The following is a 22,304-nucleotide window of genomic DNA, read 5'->3' as shown; positions in this document are numbered from 1 at the left end:
AATGAAAAAATAAATACAGTAAATCCATTTTGCCTAACAATAGCAGGATTATCAAACTGGCAGGTTTGCCACGATCCGGGCTACAGTCGTAATCGCTGCTCGCTAAGTCCGCCAGGCAAACCAATAGCTGCCTTGCCTGGGGGGTATAGGGGCAATGAGCTGGGATATCCCAAGTACTTTTTCCGGTATCCCGTATTTTTCAAAGCTTGCTGCTTTCATTGTATCGGTTTTACAGAAATGGAGGACTGTCACTGAAATGTTGATTTTAATATTGGCTTATCTCAGATCATGCCTGGTTTTTAATTTCAAAGAAAAAGGTAGTTCCCTCACCCAGTTTCGAGGCCAGCCAAATCCTACCTCCATGTAATTCAACAATTTTCTTACTGACCGAAAGCCCTATCCCGTTGCTGTCTTTATTGGGGTTAAGCGATTTGAAAATTTTGAAAATATTGTCAAACTGATCCTCAGGAATACCGAGCCCATTGTCTGCTACCTGGAAAATCACGGTCTCGGAATCGCTTTTCTGGCAGGAGATTTTTATCTCAGGAGGAGCAGCCTGTCGGTATTTCAAGGCATTGCCGATCAGGTTGGTGAGCAGACGCTTGAAGAGTATGGGATACACCTGCAGCTGATCGACCTGCAGGTCCATGCGAATTTTGCCGCCAGAACTCTCCAGCTCCTTCCCAAACTGACTGATGACGTCTTTCACCAGTTTGGGTAGTGACACTTGCTCCCAGATTTCCTGTGAAGTACCGGTCCTGGAATACTCCAAGAGGTTATCGATCATTTTATTCAATTCCCCTGAGGCATTGTAAATGATGTGAAAGTAATGATCCCGTTTATCCCGGGCTAGTTGCTCTCCCTTTTTCTGGATGATATCCAGCAGACCCCGGATATTCCTTACCGGGGTTTTTAGGTCGTGAGAGGCCACATAGGCAAATTCTTCCAGAGCTGTATTGACTTCTTCCAGTTTTGTGTTTTGTTCTTTGATTTTCAGGTTCAGCTTGTGGATTTCCTCGAACTGATTTTTTTGGTGGGTGACGTCCGTCTGAATAGAAAAAAAGCCTATAAATTGTTTGTCGTAATCGTACATGGGTTCAGCCTGGATCCGGACAATATACTTGCTGCCGAATTTGGTGTAGTTGATCAGTTCTACATCGAATGGCTGTATTTTTCTGATGGCCTCGGACATGATTTTTATTATTTCAGGCTCGCTTTCTTCGCCCTGCAGGAATCTTCCAGGAATCAGCCCTATGGTTTCGAAGGCCTGATAGCCTGTCATTTTCTCAAAGGCATTATTGGCGAAGGTGATCTTTCCGGCCGTATCCGTGATCAGGACTGCATTGCCGGTTTGTTCCGCAATGAGTGCCAGCTTGTATTTTTCTATTTCGTCGAGTTTCCGCTGATGGATGTCACGGGTGGTGATCAGTATCCTGGGTTGTTTACCATTCGAATACTCCAGCAGGTTCAGATTGGATTCCATCCAGCGCAGCGTTCCGTTTGCAGTCTTAAACTTGAAGTGCAGCAATCCCGGATCCTGGTTTTTGGTGAGGCCCTCAATGGCCCTTCTCCAGTGCTCCCGCTGCCTGGGATCCGCAACCTGGGCGAGGAAGTTCATCCCATGCATGTCTTCCAATCTAAACCCGGTAATATCATAGGCAGAAGGTGAACAATAGGCTATCTCTCCATCTGGACTGATGATGGTCACCAGATCACGCAGATTTTTGGTGATGACTTCGAATATCTCTTTCTGGCTGGCATGTCGTTCCTGTAGGTCTGCCAGGTTTTGATCAGATACCGCCAGGGCTCGCTGTATGGTGTTGCTGCGTGATATGTCTACAAAGACCAGAATGACTCCCTGAATTTCATTTTTGGGCGTCTTAAACGGAGATATTTTTAGTAAGTATTCGTTTTCTTTGTTGTCCTTTATTTCTGCCTGAAAAGGAACCAGGCTGGAATAGACTTCTTCTATGCGGTCCATGAAATCCTCCAGTTGAATTTTGCCTCTGAAGTGACTGATGTTTCGCCCGATATCATGAGGCATCAGGTTCATGATCTTCTTGATCTCAGGGGTGAATTTGCGGATATTCAAATGCGTATCCAGAAACAACAAAGCGATCTCTGTGCTATGAATGAGGTTGCTGAGGTCATTATTGGCTTCCAAAAGTTCCTGGTTTTTCTGCTGGTATTCTGCATTTACGGTGTAAAGTTCTTCATTAACAGATTCCAGCTCCTCATTTGAGCTCTGGAGTTCTTCATTTGCGGCCTGCAGTTCTTCATTGCTGGATTCAAGTTCCTCAATTGTGGTTTGTAATGTCTCCTTATTGACGCGGAGCTCCCGTTCCAATATGGCGATTTTCTCAATCGAAGCTGTGCCCATATCAATAGAGGTCGTTTCTCCCGGCCCATCCAGGCTGCTATCCGATTCAAAGGTGATCAGCAGATAGTCAGTCTTTTCTTTAAGTGGTGCTTTACGAACAGTGACTTTAATGGATTTATGGTCGTTGAAATAGGAATTGAGCTCGGATCCGACCGCTACATTGTCCAGGGTGATGGGCTTGCCAGATTGAATGACCTTGTTGGCCACGACTTCCAGGGGTACTGCGAGAGATTCGGGAAGCATTTTCATTACATTGGAACTAACCTCTCCGGAGGGGAGCTGTAGCCAAAGATTGGCATTTCCGGTAGTGTGTATCAGATTAAAGTCCTGATCCGTGACGACAGAATCCGGTACGTATGCCTGAATGAGCGTGTGCTGTATGTCATTGATCAATTTATTCCTTCCGGCAGCGGGCATTTGGGTAGGTTTATTGATCTGAGGGGAGGGCCCATTGGAAGTCAGAGACCTGGTTTTTGGTGAACGGACCTGCTGTATAAACTTTTTATTTTCCCGGTTGAGAAAAATTTTATTGACTTTGTCAAACTCGATAAATTCATCAAGGGATTTGCCCAGAGATTCACTTGACCCCAGGAACAATATACCCTGATCTTTTAGCGCATATTGAAATATCGAAAAGAGCTGTTGCTGCACCCGGTCGTTGAGGTATATCAGGAAATTTCTGCAACAGAGCATGTCTATTTTGTTGAAAGGAGGATCCTGTATCAGGTTGTGGGCCGAAAATACAATCATTTCCCGTATTTCCTTGGCAATGGTATAACCCGACCGGTGGGGGATGAAATAGGTGCTCAGGTATTCAGGTGGGATTTCCGAACTGATATTTTCCGGAAAAACCCGGTTGGCAGCTAGCTTTATAGCTTGTTTGTCCAGATCAGTAGCAAAGATGCTCACATCGTACTGAAGGCGGTGCAGGCGTAAATAATCCTTGATCAATATGGCAATAGAGTAGGCCTCCTCTCCTGTGGAGCAGGCAGCCACCCATATGCGAAGAGATTTCGTGTCCCGGTTTTTTTCCAGCAGCCGGGGGATTACTTTGTTTCTGAGTGCCTCAAATGCTTCCTCATCTCTGAAAAAACGGGTCACCCCAATCAGTAACTCACGGGACAGCATATGGGCCTCGGTAGGATTTTTCTCAAGATTGGAAAGATAATCTGTCATGGCGGAGTAGCCCAGCAAACTCATCCTGCGGCTTATTCTTCTGCTTACTGTAGTATATTTGTACCCTGTAAAATCTACCTGTGTTTGTTTCAGGATACTATCCAAAATGTTTGCGATTACTGATTTGGTATTGTCAGATTCTAACTCCGCCCCGACCAACATCTCCTTGTTGGAAAAGTAAGCTTCCAATTCCTCATGCATCTGCGCTACATGGCACACCTTATCAATAGCTCCGGTGTTGATCGCATTTTTGGGCATCCCGTCAAATTTGCTGGATTCCGGATCCTGCACCAACACCAGACCGCCCTTTTCCTTGATGTGTTTGACTCCTTCTGATCCATCACTTCCAGTACCGGAGAGCACAATCGCACAGGCTTGCTCATGCTGGTGCAGGGCCAGCGAACTGAAGAAGCTGCTGATGGGAAAACTCAGGCGACGGTCTTCTTTTTCGTGCAATGAAAATTTTCCTTCCCGGAGACTGACAAACATTTTTGGTGGATTGAGGTAGATGGTTCCTTTTTCCAGGGGCATGTCATGGGCAATTATTCTGATGGGAAGGGCGGTGTGCCGGGAGAGTAGCTCATCCATCAGGCTCTTGTGGTTAGGTGCCAGGTGTTGGATCAGTATGTAGGCAAAGGGCGAATCGGGTTTGGCTTGTTCAAAAAACAGTTCCAGTGGCTCCAGCCCTCCTGCTGAAGCTCCGATGGCAATGATGGGGAAATCTACTTTCATTATTGATGTTCTCGTTTTCAGCTTTGGATCATTTATTTTTTGCCAGACCGGTATTCCATAAAGGTAGTTAAGAAATATCGCTCTCTCCAGGATTCAAGCATTTTCTGCCTGGCCAACATAAATGACCATTCAAGTCTGCGGGCTAAATTTTGGTTTTAGGTATGGTAAAATAAAATTCTGAGCCTTTGCCAGGCGTAGATTCCAGCCAGATTTTTCCGCCCCAGGATTCGACATGTTTTTTGGCAATGGAGAGCCCAATGCCTGTGCCGGAATATTGTTCCCGGTTATGTAACCGCTGGAAAATAATAAAGATTTTTTCAAAATATTTGGGATCTATACCGATTCCACGATCTGCAATACATACCTTCCAAAAGTCATCATGGTCTTCAACATGCAGGTTTATTTCGGGATTGTGGTGCTCCCTGGAATATTTGATGGCGTTATCCAGTAAGCAATGCAGCGTTTGGGTAAGCGGTGCCTTGTATGCCTGCACTTCCGGGAGCTTTCCCTGCGATAATTTCACTGATTTTTCGGCAATGATTTTTCTTCTTAAAAGTTGATAGTCACCGATCAGTTCGCTGAGTTTGATTTTTTCTGTATGGGTGGCCAGTTTTCCGGCTCGGGAGTATTCCAAAAGGTCCAGGATGATTTGCTTCATACGCTTAGCACCATCGGTAGCATAGTGAATGTATTGGTGACCCTTCTCGTCAATTCGGTCGCCATACTTTCTTTTTAGCTGATCCATAAAACTGGAAATCATCCTCAATGGCTCCTGCAAATCATGGGATGCGATGAAAGCGAACTGTTCCAGTTGCTCATTGGTAAGCTCTAATTCGTGCGTATATTGCTTCAGTGACTGGTTCAATTCCAGCAACTGCTGTTCGAATCGCTTGCGCTCGGTTATATCAGTCATTGCGCCAACCATGCGAATGGCCTTTCCCTGCCGATCCCTGATGATCTTTCCCCGGTCGATGATATCTGAAAAGCTGTCATCAATATTCTGGAAGCGGTATTCGGCCGTCCAGGTGTGGCGTTCCGGATTTATTAATGTTTCATCTCTGCTGGATTTTACGCGTTCCCTGTCATCCGGATGGATGCAATTGTACCAGGATTCTTCAGTGGGGATGATTTTCTGGGTCTGGTACCCAAATAATTTTTCAAACCCTCCACCCCAATACAAGGTATTTGCAGCAAGGTTCCAGTCCCAGATTGCGTCATTTGTAGCTTCAGCGACTTTTTCAAAACGCTCGTTGGCTTGTTTTAGTCGAATGTCTGCTTGCTTGCGCAGGGTGATATCTTTGAAATAGACCGATAAACCGTCTTTGGACGGATATGCCGATACACCAAACCATTTCTGCACGGTAGGATAAAATGCTTCAAAATTTACTTTTTCACCTTTTTCCAATGCGTAATGGTATTGGTGATAAAACTCCGAATCAATGGCATCTGCATACTTGTCCCATAAATTTTCCCCAAGAATATCGGCTCGTTTGCGCCCCAGAAAATTTTCGGCTTCCCTGTTCCAATAAGTGACCTTCCAATTTCTATTCACACTAAAAAAAGCGTCTCCAATACTTTCAAGGATATCATTTTTTTCCTGATAGGCCTTCTCCAGTGCTACTGCTGCCTGCTTCCGTTCATTGATGTTTTTGAAATAAGCCGAAAGACCGTCAGCAGAGGGGTAAACATTCACCTCATACCAATTTCCATCTCCGGGGAAAAAGTATTCAAACGAGGTCGGTTGTTTGGTCAATACTACCCGGTGGTAGATGCTGTCCAGGGAAGTATCGATGGCGGCCGGAAATTCCTTCCAGATACTCTTACCAATTACTTCGGGAGCTTTTTTCTGAAGCAGATTTTCAGCTTCTCTGTTAAAATAGGTGAAGTTCCAATCCCCGTCTACAGCATAAAACGCATCGGAAATACTATCCAATATTTCCTGAATGCGTATTTCCAGGGTTTTAGACATATGTATATCCTGGAAACTTCCGTAAATCTTAACGCATTTCCCCCTGATACGCTCGCTTTTACCTATACAGCGAATCCATTTTTCCTTTCCGGTGCCGGTACGTATAAGCAACTCCTCATCAAACTCTTTTCCATCGAGAATCAATCGATCTACGGCACTTTGAATAAGTGATTTACTCTTTTCAATGTAAAATTCAAACCCTCCGGTTAAAGAAGGATTGTATTGTTCGTCCACTTCGATTATTTTTCTGGTCATGGGAGACCAATACATTGCATCGTTGTCGGGATTGACCAGGTCGAGTTCCCAACTGCCGATCTGTGCCATGTCTGTGGCCTGCTCCAGCAGTTCTTCATTCCTGGCTTCATTAGTGATGTCCAGGATGACAGAATTGAAAGCTACGGAGCCATCGGCCAGAAAGCGCGGACTACCGTTGCCAAGATGTGTCCTGATCTCTCCGCTCGGCAACACATATTTCCAACGTGCGGTCCATTTTGTTTTGGTCTTGATCGCATTGACGATGCTTTCCTGTACAGCGGCCAGATCACCGGCCGCACTGATCTGATCCCAAACCAATCTATTGTTGGCAATAACCTCCTCCGGGCTGAAACCCCAGACAGGCAGGGAACCTTTTGTGACATATTTCAGTGCGTCGCTACCATCCGGGTACCGGTGGTATTGAAAAACCACTCCTGGTAGGTTGTCTGCCAGGGATTGCAGCCTGAATTCGGCCTCCTTGCGGTCGTGAATGTCCTGAAAGCTTCCAAAAATCCGCTGACACCGACCCTCTACCATCTCCGCGTGGCCGATGACCCGTACCCATTTCTCCCTTTGTTTGGCGGTCACCAATACCGCTTCAAAATCAAAAGGAACACCTTCAAACTGGCATTGGTTTACTTTTTCATTTACCATCTCCAGGAAATCTTCCCGGTAAAAGTTAATCGCGGTTTTCAGGTCCGGCTCGAAACTATCTGGATCGGTATCGTGCAGCTCGTATACCATATCGGACCAGAACAAGGCATTACCTGCCAGATCAATTTCCCAACTTCCTATCCTTGCAAGCTTTGATGCCTGTCGGTTCAGTTCTCTTAGCTTTTTCTGTTCGGTAATGTCCTTTGCGGTGGCATAAATCAGCCCGTCCTCGGTAGCGATATTGCTCGTCCAGCTCAGACTGATGACATTTCCTGCTTTGGTAAGGATGCGGTTTTCGAATTTAAAGGAATTTTCTCCCCCGCTTACTTTTTTCAGCTCCCGTAACGAATAGTCCCTGTCTTCAGGATGGACAAATTCTTCGAAAGGATGGTGGAGGATTTCTTCCTCGCTGTAGCCGAGGAGCTCGCAGCCGGCCTTGTTAATTTTCAGGAAGTTTCCATGTAAATCCGTCAGGCACAACACATCAGGAGTGGCCTGGTATAAATGACTCAAATCGTTTTCCAGCAGCCTCAGACGTTGTTCTTCTTGTTTCTGAGCGGTAATTTCCTCGCAGATGGCCACCGTATGTTTTGGTTTTCCACTCTGGTCCCGGATGAATGCCACATGTACCCGCACCCAGATGATCGTACCGTCTTTTTTGATATAACGCTTCTCATTCCTGTATTCTTCCTCTCCTCTGGCGGCCCGGCAGAATAATTCCCAGTCTTTTTGCCGGTCATCCGGATGCGTAAGATCCGGAAAGTTCATTTGCAGCAGCGCTTCGTTTGAATACCCCGTGATGGATTCATAAAATGAATTGACCAAAATTATTCGACCATCGGAAACGTCTACCTGTGCGATTCCCAGAGAGGCGATTTCAAAAATGGTCCTGAATCTCGCTTCACTTTCCCGCAGTGCATCTTCAGCCAGCTTGCGTTCGGTGATATCTTGGGTGAGGATGGCGATGTCCCCACCCATGGGTACGATTACGAGCCGAAGCCAGGCAGGTGTCGGGACGATCTCGCCCGTATATACCTCGTCTATGATACGGGATTTACCCGTAATAGCAACCTCAACATACGCTTCAAATAAGGAGGTCGCCCGGTGTTTTGGAAATTGCTCAAGCAGCTTTTTTCCAATAATCTTATTCGGATCGGTTCCGTTGATCTCGGCTACGGCCTGATTTTCAAATATCCAGATGAAGTCTTCTACTGAACCGTTTTTATTCTTAATCGGGCGGAAAATGGTGAAACCGTCGGGTGAAATTTCCTGGGCGATACGAAACCGTTTTTCACTTTCGCTCAGCTTTTTGCTGGTTTGAATCAATTGCCGTTCCACCTCTTTTTGTCGGGTGATGTCCTGCACCGTGCCTTCAAAAGCGATTGGAATTCCCTGTGAGTCTTTTATTAATCTGCCCCGCTCATGTACCCAGCGGATCTCCTGATCAGGTAATAGGATCCGGTGAACAAAATCAAGGTTTTTACGCCCCTCAAACGCTTGCCACTGTTCTTTTCCGAAGGCGTCCCGGTCTTCAGGGTGTATGGTTTGATAGAAGTTGTCGTAGGTAGGTGCGAAATCTTCTGGCTGTCTGCCCCAGATGCGGTATACCTCTTCCGTCCAGGCAAGTGTGCGGCCATCCAGGTCTAGCCGCCAATACCCTAATCTGCCGATATTCGATACCGCAGATAGCATTTTTTCGGCCTCCGGGAGTCGGTTGTGCTGTTTTTCCTCCGCTGACACTTTCCTGCACATGGCTATCATTAGGCCACTAGTCTGGAGGCTCATGCGCTGCACATGTACCTCCATGCGCATGGGCTCTCCACTCTTATTTCTGTGGGTGCAGACACCCAAAGGAATATTCCCTTCCTGCTTTTCGGTACCATTTTGGCTGTCAAGCCATCTCATTATTTCCTGGTCAGCGTGGAGATCCCGTAGATTGAGCTTTAAGAATTCCTCCGCTGTATAGCCATACTGCCGGAGGGCAGCCAGGTTGACCTCCTGGATTTTAAATGTAAGGGGATCAAAAACCCAGCAGGGAACTGGATTAAAGTGGAAAAAACTGCTATAGTCTTGGTTCTGCTGGTGCATTATTTGAGATTTTCCCTCTCGCCGCAATGGCTTTGTATAGGGTTGGAGTACAAATGATCGAACAAAATACTTACTTCAATACCAGCATGGATAGCGGTAATAAAATGAACAAAAAGAGCGCATAGAGCGATAACATCACGATGGTAAATATACCCATAAACTTAAACAGGGATTTCAGATTTTCAAAACCAGTGCTTATCGTTCCTTCATCATTCGCGATAAGGCCTGTCTTCAGGTGCTTAGAAAACCTGTATAGATAGTTGACTGGAAAAAAGTACACCACTGCGATTACTAAATACATCAATCCTATTCCCCTCATGTCAAATGCCTTATCTATTCCGGTATCAAAAAAGGAAACGCCAATCGTCACCACAAAAGCCATGAGGATTATCAGCCCGATACCCACATAACCTACGATTGCCAGAAACTTGGCCCATTTGCAGGTTTCCAAAAGGTAGTTTTTTACTTCAATCCCGGAAGTAAAAGAGCGGGATGAATCATATTTTCCGATATCTTCCATTTTTAATCATCCATTTTTTGGGGAGACGACCAATAACGTTAAATCCTATCGATCTGAAAAAGACAAAGCGTTTTTCTTTGTGTTGTACAATAATATCAGGTATGGTGAATATAATTCAAAATATTGACAGCTCCAATAATCAGGCTCCCTTTTGGATCGTGTGTTTTTTTCTGCCTGTCCAAATAAAAAAGCCGGTGATGGGAAGAGAGGCTGCGATCATTGAGGCTAAAAATACCAGAATCCTGCCCGGGAGTCCCAAAATAGTTCCGAAATGGATATCGTACACCATGCCATTTATCCTCTCAAAAGAACTCCTGTTCCTTGCCAGTCCATATTGAAAATCACCGGCGATTCCTTCTCCGCTATACTGGTCGTGGTAATAATGATCGATTGCATTTATTCCTTTTTTTGGCGCAATAACGGAAATTTGAACAGGGTCGTCTTTTGCATGGGGTATACCGATCCTTACCTCCGATTCAGAAAAATTGCTGTGGTAGTCTGCTATCAGGCGGTTCAAAACAACATCATTTACTGCAAACTGCCCGGTTTCGGGCGGTATGGAGTGAGGCACTTCCCAGCTCATATTTTTTTCGCCGCTAAGCTGCTTTATGGTTTCTCTTACGGCACCGAACCCCCAGTAAATACCCGTGATAAGTGCAAATATCAGGACCCAGGTAGCGTAAAATCCAAGGTTGGTATGCAGGTCACGATTCGTTTTTCTGGGAGGGCCGGACCATTTGATCCGAAAGCTACTTTTTCGCGGCCACCCCCTGCCTGGCCACCAAATCACCAGGCCCGAAATGAGCAGGGGAAGTGCCAATAGCGTTACCCAGTGTACGATTTCCCTCCCCACATTACCCAGAAGCAGATTCCTGTGAAGCTTTTTTGTATAGTTCAGCCACCCCTTATTCATGTCCTGCAAATGAATAAGTTCTGCTGTATAGGGATTGATTTGCGCGTGGTAATAGGTCCCGGGGACATACAATAACACCTCAATACTGCTTTCGGGGTCCCGGTATAAGGCGGTGCGAAAGTCTCCCTCCGGAAAGTGTTTTTGAAGGGTACTTCTGATCTCAGAAATGGATACAAAGGGGAGGTCCATGGCCTTCACTTCTTGCTGGTAGGCAATACGGCTGAGCTCTGGTTCCCAGGTGTATACTGCTCCGGAAAGGGCAATGACAGTAAAAAGCAGGCCGGTACCAAGTCCAAGGAAAAGGTGGATTTTAGCCAGTAACTTTCGGATTGACATCTACTTGTCTGGTATTGGATTAATCGGTAATCAAGCCTCGACGACCAGGTACCACTGATTTAAAACCAATTTTTGGTATAGGAAGTGATCAGTCAATGGGCCTCAAAACGATATTGCGGTAGCTGACCTTTCCATGATCCCCCTGCAGAAAAATGGGCCCTGCCTCCAATACCTTCGTGCTTATCGCACCCCCTGTAGGTCCCCAGGCCGGTTCGTTGTCAATAATTTTTTTGCCGTTCAGGATCACGGTGATATGTCTGTCTACGAGGGTGATGTCCATGGATTGCCATTCTCCCGCCGGTTTTTCTGCAGCCAAATCAGGTGTGATACGGCTGTAAAGGGCTCCCATATTGTGAGAATCTACCGGCTTGCCGTATGAATCTACGACTTGAATTTCATACATACCTCTCAGATAGACACCACTATTATTTCCTTCAGGCACATTTACTTCCAGGGTAAGATTAAAATCTTCAAATTCCTGTGCCGTACGGATATTACCATAGGATATGTGTTCCCCATTTTCGGGCTGGCGGGGGTCATTTACCATGACTCCGTCGATCACTGTAAAACCATTTTTTTGATTGGAATTCATCAATTCCCAGCCTTCCATGTCATCGCCGTTAAATAATGAAATGGGTTTTCCATAGGTGATTGCAGACAAATCGGGTTTTTCGGGCATGGGAGGCATGCGGCTTCCCGTAAAGCGGGTTTGATACTCTCCATTTCTACCCGGTCCGCTCATGGTACCTTTCAAGGTTTCACCTGATTTCTCAATGCGCAGAGTATGGGTGAGTGTATGGCTTCTGTCCTCACTTTTTTTTGAGCTGCTGGTTCGTGTCACTACCAGGGCATTGTCATCGGCAAGATAGACACTGGCCACCGGCAGTACACTTCCACCAATCCAAAGCAGCTCGGCATCCAGATACCCTTTTTCTTCGGTGACATGCAGCCAGCCGATGCCGCCTCCCTCAATCTCAAGCCCCCACATGCCTGTGAAGGGGTTGTTCATTCGGTCATAGGCGCTGGCCTTTACTAAACTACCGGCAAATATCAAAAGGGTCAAAATGGCACTTGTCATCGATTTCATGGTGGAGTCGCTATTTAAAGTTTTACTGCATTGTTTCCGTAAAAAAGGAGCGATCAAGGTATCAATAAATCTTTAAAATGAAATGTTTTAATTTTTATCTTTTGCGTTTTCTACACGATTGTCTACCAAGAATTCTCCTCGGATTGCTGCCGCTTGATCAGGCCCGTACAGCACGGGACATCGATTATTTTATCCGCAGAACTATTTACCAACGATGCCTGCATCAAATTCCCTGAAGGGGACAGGAGGATTTTTCACAGCCTTTTGTATCTTTCTGACTCAAATATTCAAAATCAATAAATCCATGAAAAATTCAAGACATCCGTATTTGACAGCTACACTCACCATTTTGCTGATATTTTCAGCATTTTTTCAATCGGAGGCGCAGATCCAGGCTCCCGCTCCCAGCCCTGCAGGCCATGTATCCCAGAATGTAGGTTTTACCAAAATCAGTATAAGTTACTCTTCCCCGGGAGTAAAGGGAAGAGAAATATTTGGAGCCCTGGTCCCCTATGGTGTGCCCTGGAGGGCTGGTGCCAATGCTCCTACAACCATTGAGTTTAGTACCCCAGTAAGCATAGCAGGAAAGAACCTCAATGCCGGGACCTATTCGGTATTCATCACACCTTCACAATCCGGAGATTGGACTGTCCACCTCAATGGCAAAGGAAACGCCATTTATGCGTACATGCAGGGTGATCAGGTAGATGCTGCTGCTCTGGCGAAAGACGATGCAGTGGCCATCAAAGTAAGCCCCGAGCAGATTGATGCCCATGAACGGCTATCCTATGCCATTTCGGCGGAAAATAACAAGGTGGCAAAAGTGATGTTTGCCTGGGATGAGGTTGGCCTTTCTTTTATGGTAGATACCCAGGTAGATCAGAAAATGGAAGCATTCCAGGCCGCATTCGAATAGGCATACAATTATCAGATTGCTTCCGGTACGATCGTGTTGACCCTGTCAAATAGAAAGACCTCCCTGGCGGAGGTTTTTCAATTTATTGAGCCTGGCAAACCCTTAATTGCCAGCTTCGCTTGCAGATTGACTTACTTTGATGCTGTTGCTGGTCATTTCCGGAGGGCCAGGTTTGGGTACTGCTGTTAGGTGTTGCACGGAGGGGGCTAGGCAGATCTGGTTGGATGCCACCTAAGAGCAAAAAGAAAATTTTATCCTACGTCGGTTTAATCTTCCCGCAACCTGGAAATAACGACACCCGTTTCATGGGTTTCAAATTTCCGGATCAATAGAAGGAATAGCCACATGGTCAAGGATTTGGGCGATCTTATCAGCTTGCTAAGTACAAGTACGGTCCGGTCGATCCGCTGAATAGCGCGGTCAGTCTCCTTTCCCTCCAGGGACCACAACCTCCTGGCAGCCTTCCAGGAATGTTGCCTCGCCTTGCGCATGCTGAAATTGATGATTTTTTCATCCTTGTTCATACCCATCAGGTCCAGCGTAAACATCAGCGGTGATACCCGGCTGAGGCGGTCCTGCAATTCATTGGTAATCCGGAAGAGGATAACGTTTACTTTGTTAAAGTCATTTTCTATTTCCAGGATGTTCCTACCTTTCATTACCCTGGCAGCGGCCACGGCGAGGTCCAGGTTGATATGGGCATTCATGCCCAATAAAATATGCTGAACGATCGTAAGCGGCTTTTCTGCCTGATCAAACGCGTAAGCCCAGGAAGCACTTACCTCCTGCTGGTTTTTGTAAGCCTCATAGGCATCCAGGTATAATCTGGCGAAAAGCACATCAAATTCTTCCAGAAGCTCATTATCCTCAAAATTTCCCAGAGAGATCTCGCTGGCGATCTCATAGGTAGTACGTCTGTAGATGTAGGCAAATAAACCCGCTCTGCTGTTGTTTTCGATGCAATGCTCAATGATCGCATCAAGGTCATCAATTACATCATGAATAGTGGTTGCGTTTGGCATGATTAGGAACGGGTTATTCTTCAGGATTAATCGGGCTTGCTGTTAAGGTCCGTTTCAGGGATTACATACTATTGTAGGAATTCGTTTGCTCATTTGATATTGTGGTATTTTTTTGTCGCTGTACCCAATGCAGCATTTTATTTGGGTTTGGTTAAAAAACTTCCGGCAAGCACTAAACTAGCAGATTTTTAATGGATATAAAAGCAAAGACCGGATAGTAAATGTACCGGTACTGCGTGCTTCTTACAGCATGCCCCGTTACTCCATTTGGTATGGGGTTTGAAAATTTATAGCTGGAAACCAGGTAGGCGTAGCGATCAGGGGCCTCTTTTTCTATTTCCTGACAGTCTCATTATTCAGCACCCGTACCACAGCAGAAAATGCCAGACCGGGATCTCCCTTGGCGGATATGCTTTTGTATAGCTGACTGAGTGATCGCTCAACCCTTATTTTTGCCAGAATTTTGCCCTGATAGCTGATGGCGACAGGGGCATCTAAGTCCAGCATTTCGTCGTTGAGCAACAGTTCCAGCTCACTACTGTAATTGGATAGGATATTTACTTCGTTGCGTTCGGGAATGTATTCTACGCTGATTTCTCCACCAGTCTCTATAGATTCGTCTGGTACGCCCAGCCAATAAAAATAGCGGTGGTGCCGGTCATCCTGCTTCCAATGGACTTTTTCCGGGATAGGATTGCGCTTGAAGCCTGCCATCCAGGGCAGGGCCCGCGCATCTTCCAGCTTCATCCAATGCCCCATTCCTTCGTGTAAGATCACTTCATGTTGGTAGCTACCGGGTGAGTTTCTTTCCAGGCTGTCTAAAAGCTGCTTCCATTCCCGTGCCTTTTCATTCCGATCATACGCCGCATCCAAAGCGCCCATATGTAGCGCGAACGGTAGATTTTTCAGGCCCAGGGGAGAGGTTTCATTGGGGTGCCCGGCCATCATGGAGGCCGCTGCCCATCGGTCGGCCATGCGTGGTGCAAGCTGATACACACCATCGCCACCTGCAGAATATCCCATCAGATACACTTTATTGGGGTTTACATTTTCCAGAGCCTCCGCCAATTGGATAAGAATGTTAAAAAAGTCGTCTATGTGCTGCTCGTGCCAGAGGTTCCAGGTATTGGTAGGGGCACGAGGGGCCAGGTATATACCTTCAAGTCCTTCCATGGTTTCATCATACAGGTGTTTTTGGTTTTCAAATTGCTGGTCATTTGCCTCAGGACGCGTATTGCCACCGCCGTGGAGAGAGATGTACAAGCTTCTGCCCCCGGCAGGTGCCTCTCCGAAAACCTGATAGTAGAAGGGCATCGTCAATCCGGCAAGCTGCAATTCCCTGGAATCCCATTGTTCCTTGTATTCACTTAGCAATTGCCGCTGACGGTCCTTCAATAGCATTCCGGTAAAACGTTCTGCTTCTTCTTTTGAGATGGGCTCTCCGGCAATGTCCAGACTGTCAAGACGGACCCGTTGGGAGTCTGGCGTCGCCAGCCATTGTTCCAGACCTTGTCCGCTGACAGCAGCCATCTGCTTACTTTCAGCGCATCCGGTAAATACCAGGGGCAATGCGAGAAAAAGTAAAGGTATCAGCCTCATATTTATTAGTTTAGATGGAATAGGAAGAATATCCGGATAAGACTATCAGGGATTAATTTTTCCTAAAGCTTATTCTGGCAGGAAAGCTAGCAAAAAAAAGGCACTTTCGCCCCGATCGGTACTACCTAAATTACTGGTGGAGGTGCCTGTACCGGAATCGTAAAATACCGGTTTCTGGTGTCTCTGGTCTCCTCAACATTACTGATTGTCTCTATTCGGAATGGGATGATTCTGAATCAGCTTACAGCATCGTAGCTTTCAAACAAGCTTTTCTGATAGACCCCGCCCTTGATTTTATTCATCAGCTCCCGAATAAATTCGTAATGCTTGACGTATTGGTTGGGAATGGCTATTCTGGCAATATTTTTTGATTGCAGGAGTTGCATTTTGATTTTATCTGATGCGATTCTTTTTTTGTTCTTGTAATGTTCTATTCCATTTATTTCAAATACTACTTTTGGGATCCTGCCCTGAAAAATCACCCCATCAAATTCTTTTTTGTTGAGTGCCGGGTTGTTGATTTCTCCCGGAAAGAGCGCGATCACTTTTACGTTTCTTTCAAAGCGGCTTCCCTCCAGGGTGCAATAGTGGCTCATCGTTTTATAAAATTCGTCTTCAAATTTTGAATCATTCGAAAATCCGATCGTAAACCGGTTTGCTGTACTTTGTCTGACTGCCGCCATTCCCCTCTTCTGTACGTAATCAATCAGTGCATACAAATCATCATCTTTTCTGGACAGGATGTCTATGGCTTTTTTGTCCGCTACTACCACTAAATTTTCCTTTGCCCGGGTGACGGCAACATTTATCAACTGGCTGTTATTTTTTATCCACTCGTAGGTTCTGGCGGAGGTGTTTCTTGACAGAGAGGTGGAAATGATGATGGTTTTGTTTTCCTGTCCCTGTATTTTGTGAATTGTACCACAACTTACAGATTCATCGATTTGCTGATTTGCTTTTGCCGTTTTCAGGTAGTAATTCAATACCGCTTCCTGGTTACGAAAGGGGGTGACGATGAAGGTATCTGTTAAATTATTTTCTGCGATGTACCCTAAGATTTCCTGTGCTTCTTCAATATTGGCATTCCTATCCTTTTGGTTTACATTAGACACGGCTATAAGTTGCAGGTTTCCATTGGCTTGAATTTTCGAAAGGTTTAGCCGGTTCTCATAAAAGCGCATGTTGGAATAATTGATGATGTCCCGTCCACACCGATAGTGATAACTCAGCAAAATGTCTCTGGAAATGTTATCAATCCCTTTATAGAGGGTGAGAATTGAATTGTTGAAATAATCGTAGGTCTTGTCTATTCCAAACTGGCTTCTCAGGCGCTGGTTTCTTTTCTCTTCAAACACCACTATAGGCTTTAGCTGATTGGTGTCGCCTATCAGCACCATGTTTTTGCATTTTGAGATGGGAATCAGGCTGGTGGCTACATCACACTGTCCCGCTTCATCCATCACCATTACCTCAAATTTATATTTTCTTCCCAGCCTGCGACTTGAGATATTGGTAGTGAGGATGATGGGAAACACTTTGGTGAGCTTTTCCAGATTGTGATCATCGCCAATCCACTTGTTAAATTCCTTAACCTGTTCCTTTGGTTCTTCCAGGTCCAGGATTGCTTTCAAATCGGCGTATTCCCTGCTCTTCAGACGTTTTACACACGACAGGGATTCGAAGTAGAAAAATTGTAACAACTGCGGGTTATCCCTGATCACTTCGTAGAGGTCGTCCAGATCATCATTGCTGGTTTCGGGAAGATTTTTTAGTTTTTCTTCAATGGCCTGTTTTTCTTTTTCCAGCAGGTGATTTTTTCCTTTTGCCAACAAGCTGCTGACGAAAGAAAGATTTTGTACCTGTTCTATTCGGGTCTCATGATTGGTTATCTTCTCAAGCAATCGTCTGTTTTTCTCCCTGGACTTTTCTTTAAGATTAAATAACATTTCTTCCTTTGGTACATCTTTGGTTTCAAATTCGTACCGTTGTTTAATGACCTTCAGCGCCTCCGCCACCCGCTGATTGTTGCCAAGCCTCAGTATGGGCAGCAGGATTTCCTTGTCCCGGTAGTTACCCAGGAATAATTTATCTTTGATTCCATCAATAGGGACATTGTTATTTGATGAAATCAAAAGCGTTTTTTTATTGGTAAGACAGTTTACAATGATATTCAGGATGGTTTGGGTTTTCCCTGTTCCGGGAGGCCCCTGTACATAAGTGATAGGGTATTTCAAAGCATTGTAAATGGTCTGAATCTGATCAATATTGATGTTTTGATCATACAATACAATGTGCGGTTCTTTTCGGTTTTTCCGGTCCAGCAAAGATAAATTCTGAAAGAATGCTTTCAGAGGTACCTCCAGTTTCTTTTGCGTATGGTCGTTATGTATCCGGTCGTAAATTCCTGCAATATCTATTTGCGCATAGCCCAAAACAACCACTTCCGGCCTGGTATTGGGCAATTCACCCGTTTTGAAGTTGGCCCGCAGTACTTCGAGGGCAGCATTCGCATCTGTTTTGTATATGGCCTCAAAATCGGCCGGGCTCATGTCGGTATAATAGGAGAGGGAGTGTTTTACTTCTTTGATATAAAAGTTTGGGTTGAATACCGTTTTGGAACCCAGGTGCAAAGTTTTGTTTACCGGATCAAGAGTTAGTCTGCGGAAAGCGATGACAAATTTCCCTTTCGAAAGCAGATCGATAGAAAATTCGCTTATCGCCAGCTCGTAATCGTGATACCGGCGGTAATCATTGTGGTAGATGTCTTTGATAATCTGCTTTAGCTGACTGAGGGTCAGTGAAAAAGGACTTTCTTCTGCCAGCTTTGTCAGGTCTATTCCGGGGATCAGGTGTGCGCTGTATAAAAAGGGATCCTTATTGGCCTTGTAACATTCCAGAAGATAGTTCAGAATGTTATTGTCGTATCGGTCAAATTCGTATTGCTGCAATTTTTCATCTTCATCCAGTTTTTTAATCAGCGAGTCCGGAACTTCATAATGTGAAAATTTCAGGATTTCGGCAGTCCGGATGCTTGAAACAAACAACTTGGCATCTCTGATGGGTTCATCTTTGGTGACGTTAAACAGGTTTGTCCTCAGTTCGCCTCTCTCGTTTATATCCGATATACTTATCCAAAAAGGAGTAATCTCCCCCTGCTGATTTTGGTAGGTAATGCTCAGGTATTTCCCTTCCCGGATGGCTTTGCCGATAAGCTGTATGATCTTTTTATGATTCATCTGGCCAATTTTTCCATTCTTTCTGAGCCTAAACACTGCGTTTTACCGGGCTCGCTGCCATAGGTTCGGGTATTGCCTGGCCCGTTTTGCCAGTTGGCATTGGCCGGTCATTTGCTTTCCTGCCCGAATTTTTCAATATTCAGATGGGTAATGTGCCAAACGTGGCCGTCGAAATCTTCAATTTTTCTGATTTGCATGTATCCTTCATCGATCATCGGCTTTATCTCTATTCCTCCGGCCTTTAGGCCCTTAGCTGCAATTTCGTTTACCTGATTTAACTTTTCCATTTTGTACATTTTCGTTTTGTTCGACAAAAATTGCAAAAAGTCCGTCCCATAATCTCTTAAAAAGGCCGGAAACCATTCCAGGTCCTCAAATTCAAAAAGGTGTATTCTGCCCATTTCCTTATCGTGTTATTGCGCTGACTGCATAATAAATTTAGGTTAAATATCGATTATTTTCTAATCTCCAAACCTTATTTGCCATCGATGATCAAGGGGCCGTCAAAAGGCCGTTATCTGACAATCATTTTGGAAATAATATCCCTTTAGAAAAGGCGGTCTGAATTTACCCAACTGTCAGATAATAGCGGAGCTATTACATTTAAATTTATCAAAATTTTGGATATAGGCCAGAAGCTCAATTTCGGCAATTCACCCGGCATGACGCTTATACAATGTTGTGGGTAGTATTTCATTTGGGTCAACAGCTACAATTTTTCCGTTCCTTACCACAATCATCGGACTTTTCTTTTGCTTTTTGTATTCGATTAGCCTTCTGTATGTCTCTTCGAGGCCTTTGACTATTTTATCCCGTTCTTCTTTCAGTTGTTCTTTAGTTCCCATAGTAATTCCTTTTTAAATCTTCCCATTGTTCAACATTGCTGATTGTTTCTTCCTTCAATGCTCCTTCAGCTATTATCTCATAAGTATCTCCTGAATTGTTGACAAACAGCCAGTTGTCTACCTTGGCTAGATATAGATTGAAAAAATTCTTAAGACCACTTTTATACCTCCTCCTTATCACGTCTTCCGGTATATGATGACCTCCTTCTTTTACTCTTGTTTCCACTCTTGAAATAGCCAATTCTTCCGAATTTAGCCAGAAAACAAGCAAGTAACCTGGTAATCCATTTTATGTGCCCTATCAATAAATTGGACATAGCTTCTAGTTGAAAGAGTAGTTTCAAAGGCAAAACTTTCTCCTGATTCTAACAATCTTTTAATTCTTTTCAACATCAACCTACCTGCTTCTATTTCTGCTTTTTCAGGCTGAAAAGGAGAAATTCCTTTAGCAATTTCATCCGCGTTTACAAACTCCTTACAATCAAGTATTTCTGGTAAGATTGTGTAAGAAGCAGTTGTTTTTCCTGCTCCGTTGCATCCAGCTATAACGTATAGTCTTTTCATTTCAGTCTAATATACGAATTTCTATCAACGGTGGTAGAATCTGGATATTACCCACAACGGGATTCAGCTTGGAGACGGCGGGCCTGTCAGCCGCCAGGCAGGCATTCGGAGCACTTCTCTTCCAGCCTACTCCTAACTTCTTAAAGATATTAAACTTTCAATTTACTCGGAACCGCCCGCTGTCTTCCAAGGTGATGTGTGTGCCTTGAATGGTGAATATAGGTCAAAAAGTTGACCGTTCCAACGGGTGAGATGCCTGTGCCGATTTCTCGGCATCCCTTATGCGCGGGAGTCGTTACCCGAAGCAAAGCAAGTGGCAAAGCCTGTCCCGCCAAAGCGGGGCTGGTTTGCCGTGAGAGGACCGAGCGTAAAGAAAACTTTCTGTGAAAGTTTTTAGTGAGGGGCCAGCTTGGAGGGTGGCAAGTAAGCCAGACTGCGGTGTCTGCACTGACGAACACGCCCGAGCACGGGAGTGCGAAGGGGGCGCACGCAGTGCCATATACTGAGGCCATGAGGTCGGATGAGGTGCCACAACTTGTCCCGACCATCGGGGTCACGCCGAAGTCCCAACCTTCCGAAAGGAGGGAAGCACCGAACTGGTAGATATGGCAGAGGACAAAGCGAGAGCTTTGGGCCAGGCTGTGGGTTGGCACAAGCCCGCCTGACCGGACGGGCAGGGATATTCACCTTACCGAGGGAGGTCTTGGAATAGATTCGGATTCTATGAGCCAAGAAGTCAGCCGAGATCATAGTAGCTGGAGAAACGAGCAGGGAATGCAAAAACCATACCCCTGATGGTCTCACGGAACAGCGAAGCCCGCCCGGATGACCAGTCGGACGGGGACTGAACATTGGATTACGTCCAAATTCGATGAGGAGCACCTTTTGGTGCAGCCTCATCTTAAGCAGGACCGAGCGTTAATAAATCTTCCGGTGGAAGATTTTAGCGAGGCGCCGGATTGCAGGGCAGCTTAACAGATCAATCATGATAGAAAAAGTACTCAACCGTAAGAACCTCTACAAAGCCTACCGACAAGTAGTGCGGAATAAGGGTTCGGCAGGGGTGGACGGCATGAAGGTTTCCGAACTGTTTTCCTATCTGGAAAACAACAGGGACCGTATTGCCACCTCCATCCTGAACCACACGTATGTACCAAAACCTATCAAGGGGGGGACGAAGCGGGAGCTTCGGGCCAGGCTGAGTGGAGCTACCCAAGAGCAACGGAAAGACCAGATTATTGGGGGTTCCCACAGTAGTGGAAAGGTGGCTGCAACAGGCGGTAAGCCAGGTGCTGATGACCAAATACGAACTTACGTTCGAGGAATACAGCTATGGCTTTCGACCGCAGAAGAACATCCACAAGGCGGTTTCACAAGCCCTGAAAAATAGGGCCGAGCGTTAAGAAAATGTCCCTTAGGACATTTTTAGCGAAGGAGCCAGGCAGTGGGTAGCATGGCTATCAGGATGTTGTGGACATCGATCTTAAGGGATTCTTTGACGAGGTTGACCACTCGACCCTACTACAGTTCATTTACCAACGGGTAAAATGCCCGACTACCCTGCGGCTTATCCCTGCCTGCGGCAGGCAGGCGGAAGTGGCTCCGTGCACCTATCCAGATTGACGGAAAACTGCACAAACGTAGAAAAGGCGTTCCTCAGGGCTCTCCTATCAGCCCCCTATTGAGCAATATCCTGCTGGATTTGCTGGACAAGGAACTGGACAGGCGAAACCTGAAATACGTCCGTTACGCTGATGATTTCAGTATCTACACCAAGTCAAAGAAGGAAGCCAGAAAAGTGGGCAACGAGATTTATCTCTTTTTAAGAGATAAGCTCAGATTGCCCATCAACAGGGAGAAAAGCGGTATCCGAAGACCTTCCAATTTTGAGTTGTTGGGACATGCATTTGTACCGACATATCAGAAGGGGGACAAAGGAAAATACCAGCTGGTGGTGAAGAAGAGCAGCTGGGAATCACTCAAGCGAAAGCTCAAACAGATTACCAAGAAAA

Annotated in this window: 15 protein-coding genes; 3 read left to right on the top strand and 12 right to left on the bottom strand. The window is 45.5% G+C overall.

Annotation, left to right across the window (positions count from 1 at the left end; translation table 11 throughout):
• Positions 1-286: 286 nt before the first annotated feature.
• From BUB19_RS02750 to BUB19_RS02730, 5 genes are all read right to left on the bottom strand, one after another.
• Positions 287-4,288 (bottom strand): CheR family methyltransferase, encoded by a 4,002-nt coding sequence (locus BUB19_RS02750; RefSeq protein ID WP_073091589.1) that lies wholly within the window; start codon positions 4,286-4,288, stop codon positions 287-289.
• A 142-nt stretch (positions 4,289-4,430) separates the two neighbouring features.
• Positions 4,431-9,254, bottom strand: coding sequence for a PAS domain S-box protein (locus BUB19_RS02745; protein ID WP_073091586.1), 4,824 nt, complete (start codon positions 9,252-9,254; stop codon positions 4,431-4,433).
• Between the two features lie 70 nt (positions 9,255-9,324).
• On the bottom strand, positions 9,325-9,774 hold the full coding sequence (locus tag BUB19_RS02740) for a DUF5362 family protein (RefSeq protein WP_073091583.1): 450 nt from the start codon (positions 9,772-9,774) through the stop codon (positions 9,325-9,327).
• A gap of 139 nt (positions 9,775-9,913) precedes the next feature.
• Complete coding sequence (locus BUB19_RS02735; protein WP_073091580.1) at positions 9,914-11,023, bottom strand: PepSY-associated TM helix domain-containing protein; 1,110 nt, start codon at positions 11,021-11,023, stop codon at positions 9,914-9,916.
• Positions 11,024-11,111: 88 nt separating this feature from the next.
• A complete protein-coding gene (locus tag BUB19_RS02730) occupies positions 11,112-12,110 on the bottom strand; it encodes a 3-keto-disaccharide hydrolase (protein WP_073091577.1) in 999 nt (332 codons plus the stop codon).
• 304 nt (positions 12,111-12,414) lie between these two features.
• Here BUB19_RS02730 and BUB19_RS02725 point away from each other — a divergent pair, with 304 nt between their 5' ends.
• Positions 12,415-13,026 carry a DUF2911 domain-containing protein gene (locus BUB19_RS02725; protein ID WP_073093110.1) on the top strand — a complete coding sequence of 204 codons (612 nt, stop codon included), beginning with the start codon at positions 12,415-12,417 and terminating at the stop codon, positions 13,024-13,026.
• Between the two features lie 266 nt (positions 13,027-13,292).
• Here BUB19_RS02725 and BUB19_RS02720 read toward each other — a convergent pair whose 3' ends face one another.
• The 7 genes from BUB19_RS02720 to BUB19_RS24460 form a co-directional block, all read right to left on the bottom strand.
• On the bottom strand, positions 13,293-14,048 hold the full coding sequence (locus BUB19_RS02720; RefSeq protein WP_073091574.1) for a DUF5995 family protein: 756 nt from the start codon (positions 14,046-14,048) through the stop codon (positions 13,293-13,295).
• Between the two features lie 333 nt (positions 14,049-14,381).
• Positions 14,382-15,647 carry an alpha/beta hydrolase family protein gene (locus BUB19_RS02715; RefSeq protein WP_073091571.1) on the bottom strand — a complete coding sequence of 422 codons (1,266 nt, stop codon included), beginning with the start codon at positions 15,645-15,647 and terminating at the stop codon, positions 14,382-14,384.
• Between the two features lie 236 nt (positions 15,648-15,883).
• Positions 15,884-18,883: a DEAD/DEAH box helicase gene (locus BUB19_RS02710; protein WP_073091568.1), complete on the bottom strand. Its 3,000-nt coding sequence runs from the start codon at positions 18,881-18,883 to the stop codon at positions 15,884-15,886.
• 107 nt (positions 18,884-18,990) lie between these two features.
• The gene (locus BUB19_RS02705) at positions 18,991-19,284 is read right to left on the bottom strand and encodes a hypothetical protein (protein ID WP_073091563.1); all 294 of its coding nucleotides are present in this window, start codon (positions 19,282-19,284) and stop codon (positions 18,991-18,993) included.
• 252 nt (positions 19,285-19,536) lie between these two features.
• A complete protein-coding gene (locus BUB19_RS02700) occupies positions 19,537-19,728 on the bottom strand; it encodes a hypothetical protein (protein WP_073091557.1) in 192 nt (63 codons plus the stop codon).
• Positions 19,718-19,969, bottom strand: coding sequence for a hypothetical protein (locus BUB19_RS24465; protein ID WP_245802763.1), 252 nt, complete (start codon positions 19,967-19,969; stop codon positions 19,718-19,720). Before BUB19_RS24465 ends, BUB19_RS02700 begins: the two co-directional genes overlap by 11 nt.
• Before the next feature lie 11 nt (positions 19,970-19,980).
• Positions 19,981-20,292, bottom strand: coding sequence for an ATPase (locus BUB19_RS24460; RefSeq protein WP_245802762.1), 312 nt, complete (start codon positions 20,290-20,292; stop codon positions 19,981-19,983).
• Positions 20,293-21,277: 985 nt separating this feature from the next.
• Between BUB19_RS24460 and BUB19_RS24715 the strand changes: the two genes are divergently transcribed.
• Together BUB19_RS24715 and BUB19_RS24450 are read left to right on the top strand one after the other, a co-directional pair.
• Entirely contained in the window at positions 21,278-21,682 is a 405-nt protein-coding gene (locus BUB19_RS24715) for a hypothetical protein (RefSeq protein ID WP_394333870.1), read from the top strand.
• Between the two features lie 183 nt (positions 21,683-21,865).
• Positions 21,866-22,304, top strand: a 439-nt coding sequence (locus tag BUB19_RS24450) for a reverse transcriptase domain-containing protein (protein WP_317041572.1), incomplete at its 3' end; no start/stop codon positions are given.

The organism is Cyclobacterium lianum (genome assembly GCF_900143075.1).
GTDB lineage: Bacteria > Bacteroidota > Bacteroidia > Cytophagales > Cyclobacteriaceae > Cyclobacterium > Cyclobacterium lianum.
Note: the sequence above shows the minus strand (reverse complement) of the source record. Positions and strands in the feature narration are given on the sequence as shown.